Source organism: Bradyrhizobium sp. ORS 86 (genome assembly GCF_045571475.1).
In the GTDB taxonomy this organism is placed as follows: domain Bacteria; phylum Pseudomonadota; class Alphaproteobacteria; order Rhizobiales; family Xanthobacteraceae; genus Bradyrhizobium.
The window spans coordinates 4,271,509-4,292,610 of the sequence record NZ_CP120699.1; the positions used below are offsets into that span (position 1 = coordinate 4,271,509).

13 protein-coding genes are annotated in these 21,102 nt (G+C 65.1%); 6 read left to right on the plus strand and 7 right to left on the minus strand.

Annotated features, from left to right (window positions below):
• The first annotated feature begins 13 nt into the window (after positions 1-13).
• Together P6U25_RS19945 and P6U25_RS19950 are read left to right on the plus strand one after the other, a co-directional pair.
• The gene (locus P6U25_RS19945; RefSeq protein WP_407146464.1) at positions 14-709 is read left to right on the plus strand and encodes a peroxiredoxin; all 696 of its coding nucleotides are present in this window, start codon (positions 14-16) and stop codon (positions 707-709) included.
• Positions 710-809: 100 nt separating this feature from the next.
• The gene (locus P6U25_RS19950) at positions 810-2,183 is read left to right on the plus strand and encodes a peptidoglycan DD-metalloendopeptidase family protein (RefSeq protein ID WP_407146465.1); all 1,374 of its coding nucleotides are present in this window, start codon (positions 810-812) and stop codon (positions 2,181-2,183) included.
• Between the two features lie 135 nt (positions 2,184-2,318).
• On the opposite strand, the gene P6U25_RS19955 is transcribed toward P6U25_RS19950, so the two are convergent.
• Positions 2,319-3,554: an ABC transporter substrate-binding protein gene (locus P6U25_RS19955; protein WP_407146466.1), complete on the minus strand. Its 1,236-nt coding sequence runs from the start codon at positions 3,552-3,554 to the stop codon at positions 2,319-2,321.
• A gap of 160 nt (positions 3,555-3,714) precedes the next feature.
• Between P6U25_RS19955 and P6U25_RS19960 the strand changes: the two genes are divergently transcribed.
• Complete coding sequence (locus P6U25_RS19960) at positions 3,715-5,874, plus strand: carbamoyltransferase C-terminal domain-containing protein (RefSeq protein WP_407146467.1); 2,160 nt, start codon at positions 3,715-3,717, stop codon at positions 5,872-5,874.
• Here P6U25_RS19960 and P6U25_RS19965 read toward each other — a convergent pair.
• The 5 genes from P6U25_RS19965 to P6U25_RS19985 form a co-directional block, all read right to left on the minus strand.
• A complete protein-coding gene (locus P6U25_RS19965; RefSeq protein WP_407146468.1) occupies positions 5,871-6,779 on the minus strand; it encodes a DMT family transporter in 909 nt (302 codons plus the stop codon). The two genes, P6U25_RS19960 and P6U25_RS19965, sit on opposite strands and share 4 nt — an antisense overlap.
• A gap of 84 nt (positions 6,780-6,863) precedes the next feature.
• On the minus strand, positions 6,864-7,733 hold the full coding sequence (locus P6U25_RS19970; protein ID WP_407146469.1) for an NAD(P)-dependent oxidoreductase: 870 nt from the start codon (positions 7,731-7,733) through the stop codon (positions 6,864-6,866).
• Positions 7,734-7,736: 3 nt separating this feature from the next.
• Positions 7,737-8,868 (minus strand): peptide chain release factor 2 gene (gene prfB / locus P6U25_RS19975; protein ID WP_407146470.1). Its coding sequence is split into 2 segments (ribosomal slippage): positions 7,737-8,798 and positions 8,800-8,868, totalling 1,131 coding nucleotides; the frame shifts between segments, so codons are not numbered across the junction.
• Between the two features lie 106 nt (positions 8,869-8,974).
• A complete protein-coding gene (locus tag P6U25_RS19980; RefSeq protein WP_407146471.1) occupies positions 8,975-11,476 on the minus strand; it encodes a penicillin-binding protein 1A in 2,502 nt (833 codons plus the stop codon).
• A gap of 235 nt (positions 11,477-11,711) precedes the next feature.
• Positions 11,712-13,016 carry an N-acetylmuramoyl-L-alanine amidase gene (locus P6U25_RS19985; protein ID WP_407146472.1) on the minus strand — a complete coding sequence of 435 codons (1,305 nt, stop codon included), beginning with the start codon at positions 13,014-13,016 and terminating at the stop codon, positions 11,712-11,714.
• A gap of 703 nt (positions 13,017-13,719) precedes the next feature.
• Here P6U25_RS19985 and P6U25_RS19990 point away from each other — a divergent pair.
• On the plus strand, positions 13,720-16,881 hold the full coding sequence (locus tag P6U25_RS19990) for an Rne/Rng family ribonuclease (RefSeq protein WP_407146473.1): 3,162 nt from the start codon (positions 13,720-13,722) through the stop codon (positions 16,879-16,881).
• Between the two features lie 90 nt (positions 16,882-16,971).
• Entirely contained in the window at positions 16,972-18,204 is a 1,233-nt protein-coding gene (locus tag P6U25_RS19995; RefSeq protein ID WP_407146474.1) for an NAD(P)/FAD-dependent oxidoreductase, read from the plus strand.
• Positions 18,205-18,231: 27 nt separating this feature from the next.
• Here the strand turns inward: P6U25_RS19995 and P6U25_RS20000 are convergent, their stop codons facing one another.
• Complete coding sequence (locus P6U25_RS20000; protein WP_407146475.1) at positions 18,232-19,419, minus strand: pyridoxal phosphate-dependent aminotransferase; 1,188 nt, start codon at positions 19,417-19,419, stop codon at positions 18,232-18,234.
• A 227-nt stretch (positions 19,420-19,646) separates the two neighbouring features.
• Between P6U25_RS20000 and P6U25_RS20005 the strand changes: the two genes are divergently transcribed.
• A complete protein-coding gene (locus P6U25_RS20005; protein ID WP_407146476.1) occupies positions 19,647-21,053 on the plus strand; it encodes a M48 family metalloprotease in 1,407 nt (468 codons plus the stop codon).
• The last annotated feature ends 49 nt before the right edge of the window (positions 21,054-21,102 follow it).

A 21,102-nucleotide genomic window follows, 5' to 3' on the forward strand; every position in this document is an offset into this window, starting at 1 on the left:
GAAAGGAAGGCGTATGTCCAAGAAAACGCGCAAGAAATCCTCCAACACAATCGGAAAGCGGGCAGCAACCAAGGTTGCCCGCGCCGCACGTAGAAGTACGGGGACGTCTGCTGCGAAAACCCGCACGGCGGCTGCCAAGACCAAGGGCAAGACTGCCGCGGCGGTTCGTAGCCAAGCCTCGCACAAGGCCGACTCGAAAGCGTTAAAGTCGAAGCCGGTCGGCAGCGCGACAAAAGCTCCCGGGGTAACCCTCGCCGAAGGCGCCAAGGCACCGGCCTTCAGCCTGCCGCGCGACGGCGGCGGCAGCGTCTCGTTGAAGGACTTCGCCGGCAAGAAGCTGGTCCTGTTCTTCTACCCCCGCGCCGACACCCCCGGCTGCACCCGGGAGGCAATCGACTTCACCCGGCTGAGCAGCGCCTTCGCGGACGCGGATACCGCAGTGCTCGGCATTTCCGCCGACACGGTTAAGGCTCAGGAGTCATTTCGAAGCAAACACCAGCTATCGGTCCCGCTCCTCTCCGACGAGCAGCATAGCATGCTGGAGGCCTATGGTGCCTGGGGCGAAAAATCCATGTATGGCAGGACCTTCATGGGAACTATTCGCACAACGGTTCTGGTCGATTCGAACGGAAAAATCGCCCGGCTCTGGCGCCATGTGAAGGTCGACGGCCACGCCGACGAGGTGCTGGCAGCCGCCCGATCGCTCTGAGTGCCGAGGTTCCGTTTTCCGAAAATTAACCATAGAAGGCTCAAATCGGTCCCGCAAATTAGCCGTACGGAACTTGGTCCGACCGGCCGCGGGAGTACCGATGTCAAGCCGGTCCGGTCACCATCACGAATATCACCGACACCATCATCCGCAGGACCATGGCCGCGCACCGCCACGCCGCCCGGCCGCCCATGCGGCGTCGATGCCGGCCCATGCGCCCAGCGCGGCGGCCTCGGGCGCCGGCTATGCCATCGTCCACGCCGGCAAACAGGTCCGCTTCGGGCCGGTCGTCTTCTGGATCATTGTCGGCACCATCGTCCTGCTCGGCATGTGGTCGGCGGCGACTGCCACTTATTTTGCGTTCCGCGACGATGTCTTGACCCGGCTGATCGCGCGCCAGGCCGAGATGCAATACGCCTATGAGGACCGCATCGCGGAGCTGCGCGCCAAGGTCGATCGCACCACCAGCCGCCAGCTCCTCGACCAGGAGCAGTTCGACCAGAAGCTCGACCAGATCATGCGGCGGCAGGCCACGCTGGAATCGCGCGCCACCGCGCTCGGCGCGATCCCGGACCTCGGAAGCACCGGATCGGTCAAGCCGCAGGGCCGCGCCGAGGCTGCGCCCTCCTCCGGCACGCCCAAGCCTTCGCCGATCAGCGACACCGTGATCTTCGTGGCGCCGCCTGATCGCGAGGCGCGGCTGGAGTCTCGCGCGCCGCTGGTCGCCAAGACGCAGCCGAGCCAGTTCGCCAAGGCGCAGGGCGTCGATAACGTGCTGGTCCGCCTGCAAACCTCACTCGACCAGGTTGAACGGCGACAGGTCGCGGCACTCTCCTCGGTCGAGGACGGCATTGAATCGAAGGTGCGCCGGATGCGTGGCGTGATCAGCGATCTCGGCCTCAACATGGCGCATCTCGAGGCAGCGACGCCGCGCGGCGGCATGGGCGGCCCGTTCGTGCCGGTGAAGCTCGCTCCCGATGCCGGTCCGTTCGAGCGCCAGCTTTATCGCATTAACATCAACCGCGCGCAGATGCAGCGGCTGAACCAGACCTTGGCGCTGGTGCCCTACCGCAAGCCGGTGGTCGGCGAGGTCGAGTTCACCAGCGGCTTCGGCGTGCGAACCGATCCCTTCCTCGGCCGGCCTGCGATGCACACCGGACTCGACTTCCGTGCCGCCCAGGGCGATCCGGTGCGTGTCACCGCGAACGGCAAGGTGGTATCGGCGGGCTGGGCCGGCGGCTACGGCCGCATGGTCGAGGTCGACCACGGCAACGGGCTCTCGACGCGCTACGGCCATCTCTCCGAGATCAAGGTCAAGGTCGGCGAATACGTGAAGATCGGCCAGGTGATCGGCGAAGTCGGCTCGACCGGCCGTTCCACCGGCCCGCATCTGCACTATGAAACGCGCATCGACGGCGAAGCGGTCGACCCGCAGCGTTTCCTGCGCGCGGGCGTGCGACTCAACGCCGGCTGAGAGCCTCTCGGCCCCACACGTTCAACAGTCCTTCGACGGCGCAAGCATCTTCCGCTTGCGTCGCGACCTGTCGACCCGGAATGAGGAGGCGGATTCGGCATGCCCTCTGGCACTGATTTGCCCGCCTCCAGATAGCTATCGCGTTGCGTCGTGCCCGACTTCTCCGGTGATGACGTCACCGAACAGCTCCCACGCCTCGCCGTTGAACTTCATGAGCTGCATCTGCTCGATCGGAAAATAGTCGTCCGGTGCCGTGTTGACCATGATGCCGGGAAGCATCAGGTCGGAGTGGAAGTTCTTCAGATTCGCGGCCTGCTTCATCACGTTCTCACGCGTCAGATGATCGCCGCACTGCTTCAGCACTTGCACCATCGCCTCGGCCTGCACATAGCCGTAGATGTTGTTGGCGTTGGCCTTGTCGCCATCGGGATAATACTTGTCCATGAAGCTGCGCCAATTCTGCACGGCGGGATCCTTGTCCCAGGTCGGATCGGTCGGATCCTTCAGATAGGCCGTCGAGATGATGCCCTTGGAGAATTCGAGGCCTGCGGGTTTCAGCACCGAGGCGACCGAGGTCGCGGTGTTGGCGAGGAAGAACTTCGGCTTCCAGCCGAGTTCACCGACTTTGCGGATCGCCTGCGCCGACCCCTTCGGCGCGGCCCAGGAGAAGAAGATGTCCGCGCCAGAATCGTGCAGCGCAACGATCTGGGAATCGATCGAGGGATCGCTGACCTCGTACGACTTGTCGGCAATGATCATGCCGACCTTGTCGCCGAGCCCGTCCTTCAGGCCCTTGAACTGATCCTTGCCCGCATCGTCGTTCTGCCAGAACACCGCGATCTTGCTGTTGGGAAATTTGTCGCGGATGTATTTGGCGTAGATGCGTCCCTCGCTCTGATAGTTGGGCTGGAAGCCCATCGTCCAGGGAAAATTCTTCGGGTCGCCGAACTTGGTGCCGCCGGAGGCGACGAAGAGCTGCGGCACCTTCTTTGCATTCATGTATTTCATGATCGCCGAATTGGACGGCGTGCCTAGCGCCTGAAAGATCAGCAGCACCTCGTCGCTCTCGACGAGCTTGCGCGCCTGCTCGATCGCCTTCGGAGGAGAATAGGCGTCGTCGTAGCTGATGAAGTTGATCTTGCGGCCGTTGATACCCCCCTGATCGTTGATCATCTTGAAGAACGCCGCCTCGGTCTTGCCGATCACGCCGTAGGACGATGCCGGACCGCTGTACGGCATGATATTGCCGATCTTGATTTCGGTATCGCTCGCACCGGGATCGTATTTCTTCTGCGCGTAGGCCGCGGTCGCGATCAGTGCGGCACTTGCGAACGCCACGACCGCGCCGATATATCCAAGCCGAGTCACCATCGTTTCCTCCCGATTTTTGTCGTTGGTTTTGGCGGCAACTTTCGCAAGTCACGAAAGTGCTGGCAAGCGCTGGGTATTTCCGTTGGACGAAACGGCATTGTTGCCTGGCGCTATTTGTGATTGATGGTCCGTCGGGGGCTCACAGGTCGAGGCGCTTTGATTGCATAAACCGGACATCCGTATCGGTCCGCGGCATCCGCGATTGGCAGCCGCGAGCTACGAACTCACGCGCTGGCTCACCGAGCCTGTGATGGTGCGTCTTGGCTTGCACAAGGCGAACGGCGATTTCGCCAAACGCTCGATCGCTGCGGTCCGTGAGCGGCTGCAACGCGGCGAGACCGTTTACATCGCCGGCCTGGCCTGCCCCGGCACGCACAATACCGGCGTAGCCCTGGTCGAAGTCACCCAGAGCGGCGGCCCGCGCCTGATCGTCAACAACGAGGAAGAGCGCTTCTCCGGCAACAAGCACACCAACGAGTTTCCCCAACACGCGTTGGAGGATATGCGCCAGGTGCTGCGGCGGATGGGCCGCGACATCGGCGACATCGCAGCCTTCGTCACGACGTGGGATTATCCGGCGCTGCTGGCGCTGCTGATCCGCACCTCGGTCGAGGAGGCGCCGGGCAGCTTCAAGCTCCTGCGCGCGCCGATCGCGCCCGCGATCAATCTGCGACAGATGGACCAGGTGCGGCGGCTGTCCCGCAGGCTGGGACGGATGTACGGACTTGGCGAGCGGCTGCCGCTGATCTGCATGCCGCACCATGATAATCACGCGTGGTACTCATTCACCGCCTCTCCCTTTGCCGACTCGCGTGAGCCGGTCGCGATCGCCGTCCTCGACGGCACCGGAGACGTCGGTTCGATCTCGCTTTACGTTGCCCGCAACGGCGAGATGAAGCAGCTCTACTGCAATAAGAGCTTGTTTGACTCGCTCGGCGCCTTCTACACCGTGATCTCCTCAAGCCAGGGCGGCTGGACCTGGCTCTCCAGCGAGGGGCGCTACATGGGCGCGGCCGCCTGGGGCGACATGAACCGCGCGACCAATCCCTATTATCTGCGATTGAAGAACGTACTGCTGCTCGGCCCGAACGGCGCGGTGCATCTCAATCGCGCGATGGCCAATTGGCACAGCGATCCGGCCGAGAATCCTTACAAGGCCCCGCTGATCGATATTCTTGGTCCACCGCTTCGGCCCGACCAGCTCTGGAATCCCGACGCCGTGCTGCGCGTCGAGGACATCCATCATCGCGCCGACACCAAGGACCGGCTCGACAAGGCCGCCGCAACGCAGCTCGTGTTCGAGGATGCGATGATCCATGTCATCGATCACTTGCTGCGCATCACCGGAACCGACCGGCTGGTGCTGACCGGCGGCGTCGCGCTGAATGCGCTCGGCAACATGCGTCTACTCGAGCACTTCAACGAGGCGTGGTTCGCGAAGGCACAGCAGCGCAAGACGCGGCTGCATATGTGGGTGCCGCCGGTGCCCGGCGATCCCGGCGTGCCGATCGGCGCCGCTTGGCTGTTCGCGCATATGGCCGGCGCGCCGCGCGGCGCGCCGCTGTCGCACGCGTTCTATTGCGGCCTGCCGCCGTCGGCGGCCGATATCACGGCAGCGCTGGAGGCTGACGATGTCGCCTCGACCCGGATCGGCAGTGTCGCGACGTCGGAGGGACGGGACGCCATTGCGGACATGATGGCCTTCATAGTGGCTCAGGGTGGCGTGATCGCACTCTACCAGGGCGCCGCCGAGACCGGCCCACGCGCGCTCGGACATCGCTCGATCCTCGCCAATCCCTGCGATCCCAACGTGCGCGCGCGGCTGAACGAGCGCGTCAAATACCGCGAGGCGATCCGCCCGCTGGCGCCGATGGCGACGCTGGAGGCCGCGCGCGACTATTTCGAGTTGGAGGACGGCGCGTCCGACGACGACTACAACGCTTATAACTACATGGTGCTGACCGCGCATTCGAAGCCGCAGGCGCGCGAGAAAATTCCGGCCGTGGTGCATGCCGACGGCACCGGACGCATCCAGATCGTGCGCGAGGCGCATGATCCCCTCACCTACGCCTACCTGAAGGCACTCGGCCGCCACATCGGCGTCGAGATGTCGGTCAACACGTCGTTCAACGTGGCGGGACCGATCGCGCAGACGCCGGCGCAGGCGATGGAGACCTTGCGCCGCTCGAAGGGGCTCGATGCGGTGGTGCTGGTCGCCGACGACGGCACCGTCTACGCCGCCTGGCATGGCGGTGAGCGCGACAGCGGACGCTTCACCGGATGGCATGCGGCATGGACGAAGGCACGGCTCGCAGGCTAGCGCCGAAACCATGTCAGCACGCGCCCGTCGATCAGGAGCAAGGCGCTCGCGATCATCAGCGCACCGATCACCTCGCGCGGCGAGATCGGCTCGCCGAGCATGAGATAGCCGAGCAGGATCGCCGTCACCGGAATCAGCAGCGTCACCAGCATCACATTGGTTGCTCCGGAGCGCTGCAGGATCTGGAAGAACACGATGTAGGCCGATGCCGTCGACAGGGCTGCAAGGCCAAGCACCGCGAGCCACGTCGCCGGATGCGGCATCGGCAATAGCCAAGGCCGTTCGACGACCCCGGCGACGACGGCCATCATCGCGGCCGACGCTATCATCTGGAACGTCGCGGTTCCCAATGGCTGCACGTGCGACGGCAGCCGCCGCGATACCAGCGCAGCGAGGCCATAGCTGAAGGCCCCGGCCAGACACAACAGGATGCCGATCCCCTGCCGGCTCTCGATCCCGAGCGCATCGCCGTGAAGCACGGCAACACCGATCACGCCCGCAACCACGCCGGCGATCCGACGGGGCTGCGCCTTCTCCTCGCCGCCGACAGCCATAATCACCACGGCAAACAGCGGCGTGGTCGCGTTGAGGATCGAGGCCAGCCCGCTCGTGATGTAGGTCTGCCCGAATACGATCAGGGAGAACGGCAGCACGTTGTTGAACAGCCCCATCGCGAAGAACGGCGCCCATCCGGCCCAGCCCTTCGGCAGCGCGATCTTATAGGTCCGCAGCAGCGGCAGCAGGATGGCAGCCCCAAGCGCCACGCGCAGCAGCACCAGGGTCAATGGCGGCAATTCGCGCAGGATCACGCCGTTGAAGAAGAACGAGCCGCCCCACAACACGGACAGCAGCCCCAGCAGCATCCAATCGCGGGGATCGATCCTGTTATCGGCGGAAGACGACATATCCGGCTCTCATCTGCGCAGGCGCAGATGCGTAGCCGGCCGCAGTCGCAATTGCCACCCGATTTCCGCGATCCGCCAGTCCGCTTATTTCGGCCGCGACGTGATCTCGATCATCTTGCCTTCGTCGCCATCGGGCGCATGCGACTTGGCCCGCTCGTAGGCGGTGAGCGCCGCGCGGCTGACTGGCACGCCGGGCAGCAGTGCCTCGGCCAGTCGTACGGCATAGGTGGCGTCCTTGTGGCGCAGCGCCGCGGTGAACGAGGCGTTCGAGAAGTCGCGGTCGATCATCCGCCTGGAATGTCGGATCACCTGCGGGCTCGCCACCGCTCCGGTGGCGAGTGCTTCAGCCACCACCTGCATGTCGAGGCCCGCCTGCTCGGCCATCGCGACGCCCTCGGCAAGGCTCGCGATCTGCACCGCGCCCAACAGATTATTGATGAGCTTGAATACCGTTCCGCTACCTACAGCGCCGAAATAGCGGATCGTCTCGCCGATCGGCGCGAGGAACGGTCGCGCCCGCTCGAGATCGGCTGGATCGGCTCCGACCAGAAGCGTCAGCTTGCCCTCGGCGGCCGCCGCCGGCAGGCCGGTGACGGGGCAGTCGATGTAGATCAGCCCGCGGCTGCGCAACTCGCGCGCCATCTCGAGCGCGTGCTGATACGACACGGTGGAGCATTCGATCGCCAGCGTACCGGCTTTCATGGTCGCGGCTGCGCCGTCCGTCGTCAGCCAGACGGAGCGCGAGGCCTCATCGTCGGCCACCATGGTCACCACGGCGTCGGCGTCGATCGCGGCATCTTCCGGCGAGGTCGCCCACTGCGCGCCGCGTGCAATCAGGTCCTCGGCCTTCGCCCTGGTGCGATTCCACACCGTGACTGTGAAGCCGGCATCGAGATAACGACCGGCCATGCCGTGGCCCATGCGTCCCAATCCGATGAAGGCGACGCGCGGCATGGATCAGTCCACATCCTCGACCGCGCCGGGCCCGGTGCCGAAGGCACGCTGCGCCAGCGTCGCGGCCATGAACTCGTCGAGATCGCCGTCGAGCACGCCCGACGTGTCGGAGGTCTGCACTCCCGTGCGCAGGTCCTTCACCATCTGATAGGGCTGCAACACATAGGAGCGGATCTGGTGGCCCCAGCCGATATCGGTCTTGGCGGCCTGGTCGGCAGCGGCCTGCTCCTCACGCTTCTTCAGCTCGATCTCGTAGAGCCGCGCGCGCAGCATGTCCCAGGCCTGCGCCCGGTTCTTGTGCTGGGAGCGGCCGGCCTGGCAGACCACCGCGATGCCGGTCGGGATATGAGTCAAGCGCACCGCGGACTCGGTCTTGTTGACGTGCTGGCCGCCGGCGCCGCCGGACCGCATCGTGTCCGTGCGGACGTCGGACTCCTTGATCTCGATCTTGATGCTGTCGTCGATCACCGGGAAGATCTGCACCGACGAGAACGAGGTGTGCCGCCGCGCGTTTGAATCGAACGGCGAGATGCGCACCAGGCGATGCACACCCGCCTCCGTCTTCAGCCAGCCATAGGCATTGTGGCCAGAGATCTGGATGGTGGCGGACTTGATGCCGGCCTCTTCGCCCTGGGATTCCTCGAGGTACTCGATCTTGAAGCCGTGCTTCTCCGCCCAGCGCGTGTACATCCGCAGCAGCATCTGTGCCCAATCCTGGCTCTCGGTGCCGCCGGCGCCGGCATGGACCTCGAGATAGGAATCGAACTTGTCGGCCTCGCCCGAGAGCAGCGCCTCGAGCTCGCGCCGGGCGACTTCCTTCTTGAGGTCCTTAAGCGCTTTCTCCGCGTCGGCGACCACGGACTCGTCGTTCTCGGCCTCGCCGAGCTCGATCATGCCGATATTGTCCTCGAGTTCGCGCTCGACCTTGCCGATTCCAGAGAGCGCGTCCTCCAATGAGGTGCGCTCCTGCATCAGCTTTTGGGCCTTCTGGGGGTCGTTCCAGAGATTGGGATCTTCTGCGAGCTTGTTCAGCTCAGCGAGGCGTGCCGTCGATTGTTCGACGTCAAAGATGCCTCCTCAGCAGCCCGACTGACTGCTTGATCTCTTCAACAAGGCGTTCGATTTCCGCGCGCATGATCTTTCGGGAGTTGGGAAAAAAGCTTGCGAGGGATGTAACGACCGGCGCGGTAAAGCGCAATCCGCTTGGCCGCGCTATCCCGGCGTTTTGGAGCGGAGAATCGCTAATACAGTCCGCCGGTTCCCGGACGCATGAAGAAGCCGCCATCAGGCTGCTGCCCGCCCTGCGACGGCTGCGGACCAGGCGGAGGCCCGCGACCATCGGCGTCCGCGACACCGATCACTGAATAATTCTCCGGCGGCGCGGTACCCGGCTTGAAGGCTTCCAGGATGGTGTTGCCGCCGTCGCCCGGGCCGGCACGCATGCCGGTCTTGGCGTCGACGCGGATCAGCTTGATACCGGCCGGCACCTTGAACGGGGTCGGCGGCTTGTCGGCGAGCGCGAGCTTGAGGAAGTCGCGTGCGATCGGCGCGGCGACGTGGCCGCCGGTGGCGGTTCGGCCGAGATTGCGCGGCTTGTCGTAACCCATATAGACACCGACAGCGAGGTCGGGCGAGAAGCCGACGAACCACACGTCCTTCTCGTCGTTGGTGGTGCCGGTCTTGCCGGCGATCGGCTTGCCGACCTCCCTCACGACGGTGGCGGTACCGCGCTGGACCACGCCTTCCATCATCTCGGTGATCTGGTAGGCGGTCATGGCATCGAGCACCTGCTCGCGGCGATCGATCAATTGCGGCTCGGGCTGGTTCTTCCATCCTTCCGGCGCATCGCAGCCGCGGCATTCGCGCTGGTCGTGCTTGAAGATCGTATGCCCGTAGCGATCCTGGATGCGATCAATCAGCGTCGGCTTCACCCGGCGGCCGCCATTGGCGAACATCGAATACGCCGTCACCATGCGCATCACCGTGGTCTCGCCGGCGCCGAGCGCGTAGGACAGATAGTTCGGCAATTCGTCATAGACGCCGAAGCGCTTGGCATATTCGCCAATCAAGGGCATCCCGACATCCTGGGCGAGCCGCACCGTCACAGTGTTGAGTGAGCGCTGCAATGCGTTGCGCAGCGTGGTCGGCCCGTAATATTTGCCAGTCGAGTAGTTCTCCGGACGCCACACGCCGGCGCCCTGCCCTTGGTCGATCTCGATGGGCGCGTCGATCACGGTGGTGGACGGCGTGTAGCCATTGTCCAGCGCAGACGAGTAGACGATCGGCTTGAACGACGAGCCGGGCTGCCGATAAGCCTGCGTCGCGCGGTTGAACTGGCTCTGGTCGAAGGAGAAGCCGCCGACCATCGCGAGCACGCGGCCGGTCAAGGGATCCATCACCACCATCGCGCCGGAGACCTCCGGCAACTGCCGCAGGCGGTACTGGCCTTCTACCGCAGCGCCCTCCTTGGTCACCAACGGGTCGGCGTAGATCACGTCGCCCGGATGCAGCACCTGCGACACGGCCGTTGGCGCCTTGCCCTTGGTCTTCGCCCAACGCACCCCGTCCATCGTGATGATGCCGGTCTGCCGCTCCTTGCTGACCGCGCCGCCGAATTCGTGGCCGGGCTGGAAGCCGATCCGGGCCGATTGATCGCTGCTCTCCAGCACCACCGCCATCCGCCACGGCGAGATGTCGGACAGCGATTTGACCTCGGCAAGCCTGACGCCCCAATCGCCGGAAATGTCCAGTTTCTGCAGCGGCCCGCGCCAGCCCTGCGCCTCGTCATAGTTGACGAGACCGGCGGCCATGGTCTTGCGCGCCATCACCTGGATCTTCGGATCCAGCGTGGTGCGGACCGACAAGCCGCCCTCATAGAGCTTCTTCTCGCCGTAGCGCTCGAAGATGTCGCGGCGCACCTCTTCCGCGAAATATTCGCCGGCGAAGATATGCGCGCCATTCGAGCGGCTGGTGACGATCAGCGGATCCTTGCGCGCCTTGTCGGCCTCGGCTTGCTTGATCCAGCCATTCTCCAGCAGGCGGTCGATCACATAGTTGCGGCGTTCGATTGCGCGGTCACGGTTGCGCACCGGATGCAGCGCGGCGGGAGCTTTCGGCAGCGAAGCAAGATAAGCAGCCTCCGCAACCGTCAGCTCGTTGACCGATTTGTCGAAGTAGACCAGCGAGGCGGCGGCGATGCCGTAGGCGCCAAGACCGAGATAGATTTCGTTGAGATAGAGCTCGAGGATGCGGTCCTTGGAGTAGGCGCGCTCGATGCGCATCGCCAGCAGGGCTTCCTTGATCTTGCGCGAAAACGAGACCTCGTTGTTCAGCAGGAAGTTCTTCGCAACCTGCTGGGTGATGGTCGAGGCGCCCTGTGGGCGGCGGTTGGAGCCATAATTCTGCGCGTAAAGGATCGCGGCCCGGATCATGCCCTGATAATCGATGCCACCGTGCTCGTAGAAGTTCTTGTCCTCGGCGGCGAGGAATGCGTTGATCACGAGCTTCGGCACCGCCTGGATCGGCAGATAGAGCCGGCGTTCCTTGGAGTATTCGCCGAGCAGCGCGCCGTCAGCCGCGTGCACGCGTGTCATCACCGGTGGCTCATAATCCTGGAGCTGCGAATAGTCCGGCAGGTCCTTGGAGAAATGCCAGATCGCGCCCGCGACCGCGGCGACGCCGACCAGGAACACGACGGTTCCGGCAGCGAACAAGAAACCCATGAACCGCACGAGCAGGCGCATTATCGAAGTTCCGCTCCACCCCTTCGGCGCTCGATGATCCAAAGCGCCCTACGAAAGCCTTCACGCGAATCCCGGAGCTCAGCGGGCTGACATTCACGTTGCCCAATATCCCAACAGACATGAGCCGCCAGACACTATGGCTGATTCCGGGGCGCCTCCGGTGGGTTGTCTATACCGTTGCCGCTGTGGCCAAACTAGGGCTCGGGGCAACCTCGGCCCGCTGCAGCGGCCGGTTTCAGTTCGCCGGCCCTGCTGTTGCCATCCGTTTGGCGAAAAATGCGTCGATCGCCTCTGCCATCGAGCCGACGGTCTTGTTGCGCCAGCTCTCGGAGACCAGGTGCTCGAGGTCTCCCTTGTTGGAGACATAACCCAGTTCGACCAGGACGGACGGGACGTCCGGCGCCTTGAGCACCCGGAACCCGGCCGATTTCAGCGGGTTCTTGTGCATCCTGACCGTGGTCTTCATCTCCTTCATCAACAGGCGGGCGAAGCGATTGGAGAAGGTCTTGGTTTCCCGCTGCGCAAGGTCGATCAGGATGTCGGCGACCTCGGTGGGCTCGTCGGTAAGGTTCACCCCGCCGATGGCATCGGCCTTGTTTTCAGCATCGGCCAACCGCTCAGCCTCGGCGTCGGAAGCCTTGTCGGACAGTGTGTAGATCGTCGCGCCCTGGGCGTCGCCCTCCCGGCGCGGCAAGGCGTCGGCGTGAATCGACACGAACAAGGCCGCGCCCTGGGTGCGCGCGATCTTCACTCGGTCGTTGAGCGGGATGAAGGTGTCGTCGGTCCGGGTCATGACCACGCGGTATTTGCCGGATTGCTCGACCCGGTCGCGCAGCGCCAGACCGAAGGCCAGGACCAAGGTCTTTTCCAACTGTTCACCCGATTGGGTGCCGTTGTCGATGCCGCCGTGGCCAGGGTCGATCACGATCAACGGACGGGGATCCGCCGGCGGAGGCGCGGCGGGCGCCGTGTCGGGGGAGACAGCCGCGGCATTGGCATCCGCAACGGCTGGTTTGAGTTCGGGGCGGTTCTGCGAGGTAAGCGACTGCACGAAACTCGCACGGTCGACCTCTTCGAGGTCCAGCACCAGCCGCGGCGGCTGGCCGTTGGCGGCGTCCAACACATAAGAATTGGCGATCTTGGCCGGCCCGGTCAGGTCGAACACGATCCGGGAGCCCCCGGGCATAACGAGACCGTAGCGGAACGCCTTCACCAGCCCGCGCCCTGTCGCACCCGTCCCGGGGTCGAGTTGGAAGTCGACCTGTGGGATGTCCACCACGACGCGATAGGGGTCGCCCAGGGGGAAAGCACGGAACTCGATCTTGCGGTCGAGGTCGAGGATGAATCGGGTCTGCTTGCCATCGCCGGCGAGTCGTGCACCGGACGCGACGGGGAGCTTCGCGATGGCGGCGGCGGGCGCTGCTTGGTCGCTTTGCGCGCTCTCGGCGACGCTTGGACCGTCCATCCACGCAAACGCCAATGCTGCAGCGCACAACAGTGCGCCTCCCAGCAAAATACGGTGATTTGCGCGGCTTTCCACCGACTCGGTGCCTCCAAGCAGCCCTTTACCGCATTAGGACCACACAGTTAATTGCACCCTAACGACACAGCGGTGAAAAGGTTTGAGTGTTGCCGCGCCGCGACGCTTCCCTTGCACGCGGCGGTCAATCCACGTATGTACGGGATGCTGACGGCTAGTACTCCCGGTTGTGTCGCGTTCAGCCTCCCGGTGCAGCGGTGGAACCTTCGACGTTGGAGATCCCGCCGTGTTTTTCCGATCCCTCCGCAGCCAGCGCCGCGCGCGGCTGACATGGAGTGGCGGTTTCGAGCCCGAGCGGCGTCCGGTCCCAGGCACACTCCCTCGCAGAGGGACGGTTTGAGACACGACATAGCTGATTATCCGGCCCCTTGGGGCCTCGATATGCGATGGCCGGCAGGCGCTTCGGCGCCGCGCCGGGCTTTCAGCAAAAGACACGGCGGCACTTCTCGCCGCCAACATGTTTAGACGGGCCGACGCTTAATGCGCCAGACTGCATTGCCGACCAGAATCCCCGAGACGATCGCGTTGACGCGAGGTGAAGGCCTCGCCCGTCGCATCATCCCGGCGACTTCCCGCTCGGCGCTGCGTCGCGAGATGCGTTTTGGCCTTCCCCTCACCCCCGAATCAGGTGGACCGTCGCGTCACCAGGCGGCGCTATTCGCGCGCGCCATGCTTCGCGCCCGCCGCCGTCAAGAGCTCCCAAATGCCCAACAAGATGTTGATCGATGCCACCCACCCGGAAGAGACCCGGGTCGTCGTGGTCCGTGGCAATCGAGTCGAAGAGTTTGATTTCGAGACCGCCCAGCGCAAGCAACTGCGCGGCAATATCTATCTCGCCAAAGTCACGCGCGTAGAACCGTCGCTGCAAGCCGCCTTCATCGAATATGGCGGCAACCGGCACGGCTTCCTCGCCTTCAGCGAAATCCATCCGGACTACTATCAAATCCCGGTCGCCGATCGTCAGGCGCTGATCGAAGCCGATGAGCGCGCCCATCGCGAGGCCGAGGAAGAGCATGAGAACCGCGGCCACCGCCGCCGGTCACGCCATCGCAATGCCCGTCGCCGCGGTCACGGCGATCGGGTGCAAAGCGAAGTGGTCGAAGGGGCAACTGATCCGCAGGCCCAAGCCCACGACGCCCTCGAGCATCCGGTCGATACCGAACAACGCGACCACGACGTGATCGCCCAGGAAGCTCATGAGGAAACTCACGAGCACGAGGCGCATGAACACGCCCATGATCACCACGATGATCATGAACATCATCACGATCACGACCATCATGAAGGTCATGATCATGACCCGCATGAGCATGATCATGAGCAGGACCACGCTCATGACGTGAATGTCGCGCCGGATGCCGACGCGCAGCCTGATCCCGTCGCGGCTGCGGTCGAGGCCTCCGTTGCGACGGCGGCGCCCGATCCCGCCGAGATCGTCGTGCTCAATCAAGAGCCCGAACGGGCCCATGAGGAGCAGGTCGAGGAAAATACCGCACACGCGGACGATGCGCCGCACGCAGCAAACGAGTTGCACGCGACGACCGATGAACATACCCCGCCCGCGCACGCCGGGTCCGAGGACGCCGCCGCGTCCCAAGGCGAGCATGGCGAAGACGCCGGTGATGACGAGGATGAAGAGGACGGCGAAGAGGGCGAAGAAGAAGATGTCGTCGAATCCGTCGGCGGCGACGACGTGCTCGAGGAAGTTCCGGAGCGTCCGTTCCGACCGCGCCGCCAGTACAAGATCCAGGAAGTCATCAAGCGCCGCCAGGTGATGCTGGTGCAGGTCGTGAAGGAAGAGCGCGGCAACAAGGGCGCCGCCCTCACCACCTATCTCTCGCTGGCCGGCCGCTATGCCGTGTTGATGCCCAACACCGCGCGCGGCGGTGGCATCAGCCGCAAGATCACCTCGGCCCAGGACCGCTCGCGGCTGAAGGAAGTGGTTCAGGATCTCGACGTACCCGAGGGTATGGGCATCATCCTGCGCACCGCAGGCGCCTCGCGCAGCAAGCCGGAGATCAAGCGCGACTTCGAATACCTGATCCGGATGTGGGAAACCGTGCGCGACCTGACGCTGCGCTCGCAGGCCCCGAGCCTGGTCTATGAGGAAGGTTCGCTGATCAAGCGCTCGCTGCGCGACCTCTACAACAAGGAGATCGACGAGATCCAGGTGGCGGGGGAAGCCGGCTACCGCGAAGCCCGCGACTTCATGAAGATGCTGATGCCCGCGAACGTGCGCGCGGTGAAGCTGTATCGCGACGGCCAGCCGTTGTTCTCGCGCATGGGCGTCGAGAGCCAGCTCGATGCGATGTTCTCGCCGACCGTGCAGTTGCGCTCCGGCGGCTACATCGTCATCAACCAGACCGAAGCGCTCGTTTCGATCGACGTCAACTCGGGACGCGCGACGCGCGAGCACCATATCGAAGACACGGCGCTCAAGACCAATCTGGAGGCGGCGGAGGAAGTCGCCCGCCAGCTCCGCTTGCGCGACCTCGCCGGCCTGATCGTCATCGACTTCATCGACATGGACGAGAAGCGCAACAACCGCGCGGTCGAACGTAAGCTGTCCGACTGCCTGCGCCAGGACCGCGCCCGGATCCAGGTCGGCCGCATCTCGCATTTCGGCCTGCTGGAAATGTCGCGCCAGCGCATCCGCGCCAGCGTGCTGGAGAGCTCGACCGAGCCCTGCCCGCAATGCGGCGGCTCCGGTCACGTCCGCTCGGTCTCCTCCGTCGCGCTGCAGCTCTTGCGTGGCATCGAGGAAATCCTGATGAAGGGCGCAACCCACAATCTCGTGGTGCGCACCCGCACCGATGTCGCGCTCTACGTCCTCAACCACAAGCGCGGTCATCTGCGCGACCTTGAAGACTCCTTCAAGGTGTCGCTGTCGATCGTCGCCGACGCCACCGTGAGCGGCCAGCAGTCCTACGTCATCGATCGCGGCGAGCAGGTGCACACGCTCGAGGCGGCTAAGGCCCTTCTGACGGCGCAGGCTGCCGCGGCACCGGCGCAGGTCGAGGAAGCCGACGACGAGTCGGAACCGTTCGAATACGAGGCCGAGGTCGAAACCGAGGAAACCGAAGGCCTTGCCGACGAGCAGGCCGCCGGCGAGGAAGCCAGCGCCGAAGGCGAAGGTGATGGTCAGCGCCGCAGGCGCCGTCGCAGGCGGCGCGGCCGCGGCGGTGGCAGCGAAGCACGCGAGATCAGCCAGCCCCGCGAGGACGGCGAACTCATGCATGTCATGCCTGAGAGCACCGATGTGGCCACGACCGAGGATGCCGAAGGCGACGAGGACGAGGGCGAGGAACAACAGGCCTTTGCCGGGGCCGAGCAGCGCGACGGCGAACGTCGCCCGCGCCGCCGGGGACGTCGCGGCGGCCGCCGCCGGCGGGGCGGCGGTGCATCGGACGAGGGTCTTCCCGGATCCATTTCCGACGAGTTGAGCCCGGCATCGGCGCCGGAAGCCACCGGTGCGGTCGCCGACTTCGACGGCCGTTCGGAGCCGGCCCCGTCGCTGGCTGAGCCCGAGCCCGGCGCGCCGGCGCCGGCACCGGAATCGCAGCCGGTCGCGGAGGCTCCTGTCGAAGCAACAGCGGCAGCGTCCGAGGCCGCCGCAGAGGCCGAGGAAACGCCGGCCGAAAGCGAGCGCGCCGTGCGGCGGCGCTCCACGGTGCGCGAAAAGGTCAACTTCCTGTCGAGCCAGCAGCCGGAGACGCCGGCGCCGACGCTGGCCGAAAGCCCGCTGGAGCCGGCCCAGCCCCCTGCCCCCGAGCCGGAGCCTGCGGCGGCGGAGCCGGCACCGGCGGCCACCGAAGCTCCAGCCCGCAAAGGCTGGTGGTCGCGGCGCTTCGGCGGCGGCAACTAATCACCCTCGACAACAAGAACGCCCGGCTCAAACCCGGGCGTTTTTTATCGGGCTTGCGCGGCGCAGGTCCACAGACGGAGACCGGCTTCAATGCAAAGTGCGATCGTTCTCGGCGGCGGCATGGTGGGTGTCAGCACGGCGCTGCACCTGCAACGTCGCGGCTGGTCGGTCACGCTTGTCGACCGCAAGGAGCCCGGCCGCGAAACCAGCTACGGCAATGCGGGCATCATCCAAAGCGAGGCCGTTCGCCCCTATCCGATGCCGCGCGATCTCGTCACACTCGCGAAGATCGCGACCGGCCGCACCAATGACGTGCACTATCGCGTCACAGCGCTGCCCCAGCACGCCGGCCCGTTGCTGCGCTATTGGTGGAACTCGACACCGGAGCGACACCGCGAAGCCACGGCGGCGTGGGCGCGCCTGATCGCCTACGCCACCGCGGAGCACGACACGCTGATCCGCGAAGCTCACGCCGACAACCTGATCCGCCGCGCAGGCTATCGCCTGCTGCATCGCGATCCCGTGGCACTGGAGCGTGCCATTGCCATCGCGGAAGAGAACGAGCGCGACTACGGCGTGAAGTTTCGCGTCCTGAGCGGCAGCGAGCTTGCCAAGGCCGAACCGATCCTGCGCGACGACCTGCCCGGCGCGATTCACTGGCTCGATCCCTGGACCGTGTCGGATCCCGGCGGCCTCGTCTCAGCCTACGCAGCATTGTTCGAACGCCTCGGCGGCACGCTCCTGCGCGGCGATGCACAGACGCTGACGGAAACGTCAACCGGCTGGTCGCTCGACACCGCTGCGGGCCGCATCGACGCGGCCAATGCGGTGGTCGCGCTCGGGCCCTGGTCTCCCCAACTGCTGCGCCGGCTCGGCTACCGAATCCCGCTGGTGCGCAAGCGCGGCTACCACATGCACTATCGCGGCGGCCATTCGCTCGATCTGCCGCTGGTCGATACCGCGATGGGTTACGCGATGGCGCCAATGGCGAAAGGAATCCGCATCACCACCGGCGCGGAGCTGACCGGCCCCGACGCCTCGGCCACGCCGGTTCAGCTCGGCCATGCGGAGGCCGCCGCGCGCGGCCTGCTCGATATCGGCAAGCGCGTCGAACCCGAGCCGTGGTACGGCACACGTCCCTGCACGACCGACATGCTGCCGGTGCTCGGCCGCGCGCCGCGCCACCGTGGGCTGTGGACCAATTTCGGTCACGGTCACCAAGGCTTCACGCTCGGCCCCGCCACGGCCAGGCTGCTCGCCGAAATGATGAACGACGAGGCATCCTCGGTGGACACCACGCCGTATCGGCCGGATCGGTTCTGATCCCGATCAGCCCGTCGCCAGCGCAGGCTATTCGAGCCAGCGTGCGATCCGCGCAACCGCTTCCCGCATGTCTTCGGCGGAACGCGCATAGGAGAAGCGAATGAAGGCACGGCCGTGGATCGGATCGAAATCAACGCCCGGTGTCGCCGCGACATGCGCCTTCTCGAGCATCTCGCTCGCGAAGGCAAAGCTATCGGAAGTGAAATCGGAAACGTCGGCGTAGAGATAGAACGCGCCGTCGGCCGGCAGGAATTTCGTGAGACCCGCCTTCGGCAGGCCATCGATCAGGATGCGACGGTTCTCCTGATAGCCGCGCTTGATCGCTTCCATCTCCTCGCGGCCCTCGAACGCCGCCTCGGCTGCGATCTGCGACAGCGTCGGCACCGAGATCGAGAGATTCTGCTGCAACCGCTCGATCGGCCGCACCATCACCTCCGGCACCACCATCCAGCCGACCCGCCAGCCGGTCATGCAGAAGTATTTCGAGAACGAGTTGATGACGAGTGCGTTCGGCGACAGTTCGGCCGCGGTCACCGCAGGAAACGCGTAGTCCAGCCCGTGATAGATCTCGTCGGAGATGAAACGGATGCCCGCGCTCTCGGCAGCGGCGATCAGGCTCGACAGCGCCTCGCGCGACATCATGGTGCCGGTGGGATTGGCGGGGCTGCCAACCAGCACGCCTTTCAGCGGTGTCTTGCGATGTGTCGCGAGCAGTGCCTCGCCGGTCAGCGCGTGGCGGGTGTCGCCAGTGGTTTCGATCAGCACCGGTTCGCAGCCGAGCGCGGTCAGGATATGGCGGTAAGGCGGATATCCCGGCACCGTGACGGCCACCCGGTCACCCGGCTCGAACATCGACAGAAATGCCAGGATGAATCCACCCGACGAGCCCGTGGTGACGATGATGCGTTGCGCATCGACCGAGCAACCATAGCTGTCGCGATAGTGGCGCGCGATGCGCTCGCGCAAGGACGGAATACCGAGCGCCGACGTGTAGTCGATCCGTCCATCCGCCAGTGCAGCCTGCGCAGCCGCGATCGCCGGCTTCGGCGCCGGTGCGGCAGGTTGCCCCACCTCCATATGAATGACGTGGCCACCGGCTGCCTCGATTCGCGCGGCCGCAGCCATCACGTCCATCACCATGAAGGGCGGAACATCGCTCCGCCGGGACGGGGTCAACAGGCTGGTCGCACGATCTCTCAGTGTCGCATCAAGCATGGATTTCTGCTATTTGGGCGGCCGCAGCCGAATTCAGGTTCCCGCACCGGCTACCGCCCCAGACTGGCCGTATTCGGTGGCTCCTTATAACGTTTTCAGGCCAACTGAATACCGGATCGCGTGAACAAAAACTGCAAAAGCAACAGACTGTGCCACGCTCCTGGGCTGATCAGGACGGGAATCGTACTTCGCCTTTTCACGACCGGCCATCGCCAATAGACTGCCCCATGCTGTTCCGCCACCCGCTTCGCACCAGGACGTTCAAGCTGACCGCGCTGCTCGCGGCGGTCGCGCTCGCGGTCGGTCCCGTCGCCACCGCGCAGGCGCAGCGGTCGAAGGGCCCGCCCTTGCTGCGCGATACCGAGACCGAGCAGCTCCTGCGCGACTATACGCGGCCGATCCTGCGCGCCGCGGGCCTGGAGAAGCAGAACATCCAGGTCGTGATCATCAACGACAGTGCATTCAACGCCTTCGTCGCCGACGGTCGACGCATCTTCGTGAACTACGGCGCGCTGCTGCAGTCGGAAACACCGAACCAGATCATCGGCGTGCTCGCGCACGAAACCGGCCATCTGGCCGGCGGCCATCTCGCCAAGCTGCATGAGCAACTGGCGCGGGCGCAAACCCAGATGATCATCGCCATGTTGCTCGGCGCCGGCGCCATGGCCGCGGGCGCGCGCGGCGGTTCCAACAATGGCCTCACCAATGCCGGCGCGGCCGCATTTTCGGCGCCGCAGTCGATGATCCAGCGCTCGCTGCTGTCCTATCAGCGTCAGCAGGAGGAGAACGCCGACCGCGCTGGCGTCAAGTTCCTGACCGCCACCGGTCAGTCCGCCAAGGGCATGTACGAGACGTTCAAGCGCTTCACCGATGAAAGCCTGTTCGCCTCGCGCGGCGCGGACCCCTATCTGCAATCGCACCCGATGCCGGTCGACCGCGTCGAGGCGCTGGAGGGGCTCGCGAAGTCCAGTCCGTACTGGGACAAGAAGGACGATCCCGCGCTGCAGCTTCGTCACGACATGATGCGCGCCAAGATTTCGGGCTTCATGGAGCGGCAGGACACGGTCTATCGCCGCTATCCACTCACCAACAACAGCCTGCCGGCGCGCTACGCGCGCGCGATCGCCACCTATCTGCACGGCGACCTGCGCTCGGCGATCGCGCAGATCGACAGCCTGATCCAGGCGCAACCCAACAATCCCTATTTCTATGAGCTGCGCGGCCAGGCCTTCCTTGAAGGCGGCAAGCCTGCCGACGCCATCGCGCCGCTGCGCAAGGCAGTGCAGCTTTCCAACCGCGCCCCGCTGATCGAGATGCTGCTCGGCCAGGCGCTCGTCGCCTCGGACAACAAGGCCTATACGGACGAGGCAATCACCATGCTGCGTGCGGCCGTTGCACGCGAACCCGAGGCCCCGCTGGGCTATACCCAGCTCGCCATGGCCTACGGCCGCAAGGGCGACTACGCGGAGGCGGACCTCGCATCCGCACAGGCCGCCTATCTTCGCGGCGACAACAAGACCGCCCGCGAACTGGCGTCGCGCGCAAAAACCCGGTTTGCGATCGGCACTCCCGGCTGGGTCAAGGCTGACGACATTGTGAGCGCCAAGCCCATGCCGGGCCAGAAAAACAACTAGAAATAAACCGTAGTTCCATACAACGATCACCGAAACCGGCTCGCGGCCT

Bases quoted from the DNA above. Each gene is read 5' to 3' on its own strand.
- P6U25_RS19965 (WP_407146468.1), bottom strand. From the start codon at position 6,779: ATGTCGTCTTCCGCCGATAACAGGATCGATCCCCGCGATTGGATGCTG.
- P6U25_RS20000 (WP_407146475.1), bottom strand. From the start codon at position 19,419: ATGCTTGATGCGACACTGAGAGATCGTGCGACCAGCCTGTTGACCCCG.
- P6U25_RS19945 (WP_407146464.1), top strand. From the start codon at position 14: ATGTCCAAGAAAACGCGCAAGAAATCCTCCAACACAATCGGAAAGCGG.
- P6U25_RS19990 (WP_407146473.1), top strand. From the start codon at position 13,720: ATGCCCAACAAGATGTTGATCGATGCCACCCACCCGGAAGAGACCCGG.
- P6U25_RS20005 (WP_407146476.1), top strand. From the start codon at position 19,647: ATGCTGTTCCGCCACCCGCTTCGCACCAGGACGTTCAAGCTGACCGCG.
- P6U25_RS19980 (WP_407146471.1), bottom strand. From the start codon at position 11,476: ATGCGCCTGCTCGTGCGGTTCATGGGTTTCTTGTTCGCTGCCGGAACC.
- P6U25_RS19995 (WP_407146474.1), top strand. From the start codon at position 16,972: ATGCAAAGTGCGATCGTTCTCGGCGGCGGCATGGTGGGTGTCAGCACG.
- P6U25_RS19955 (WP_407146466.1), bottom strand. From the start codon at position 3,554: ATGGTGACTCGGCTTGGATATATCGGCGCGGTCGTGGCGTTCGCAAGT.
- P6U25_RS19970 (WP_407146469.1), bottom strand. From the start codon at position 7,733: ATGCCGCGCGTCGCCTTCATCGGATTGGGACGCATGGGCCACGGCATG.
- P6U25_RS19950 (WP_407146465.1), top strand. From the start codon at position 810: ATGTCAAGCCGGTCCGGTCACCATCACGAATATCACCGACACCATCAT.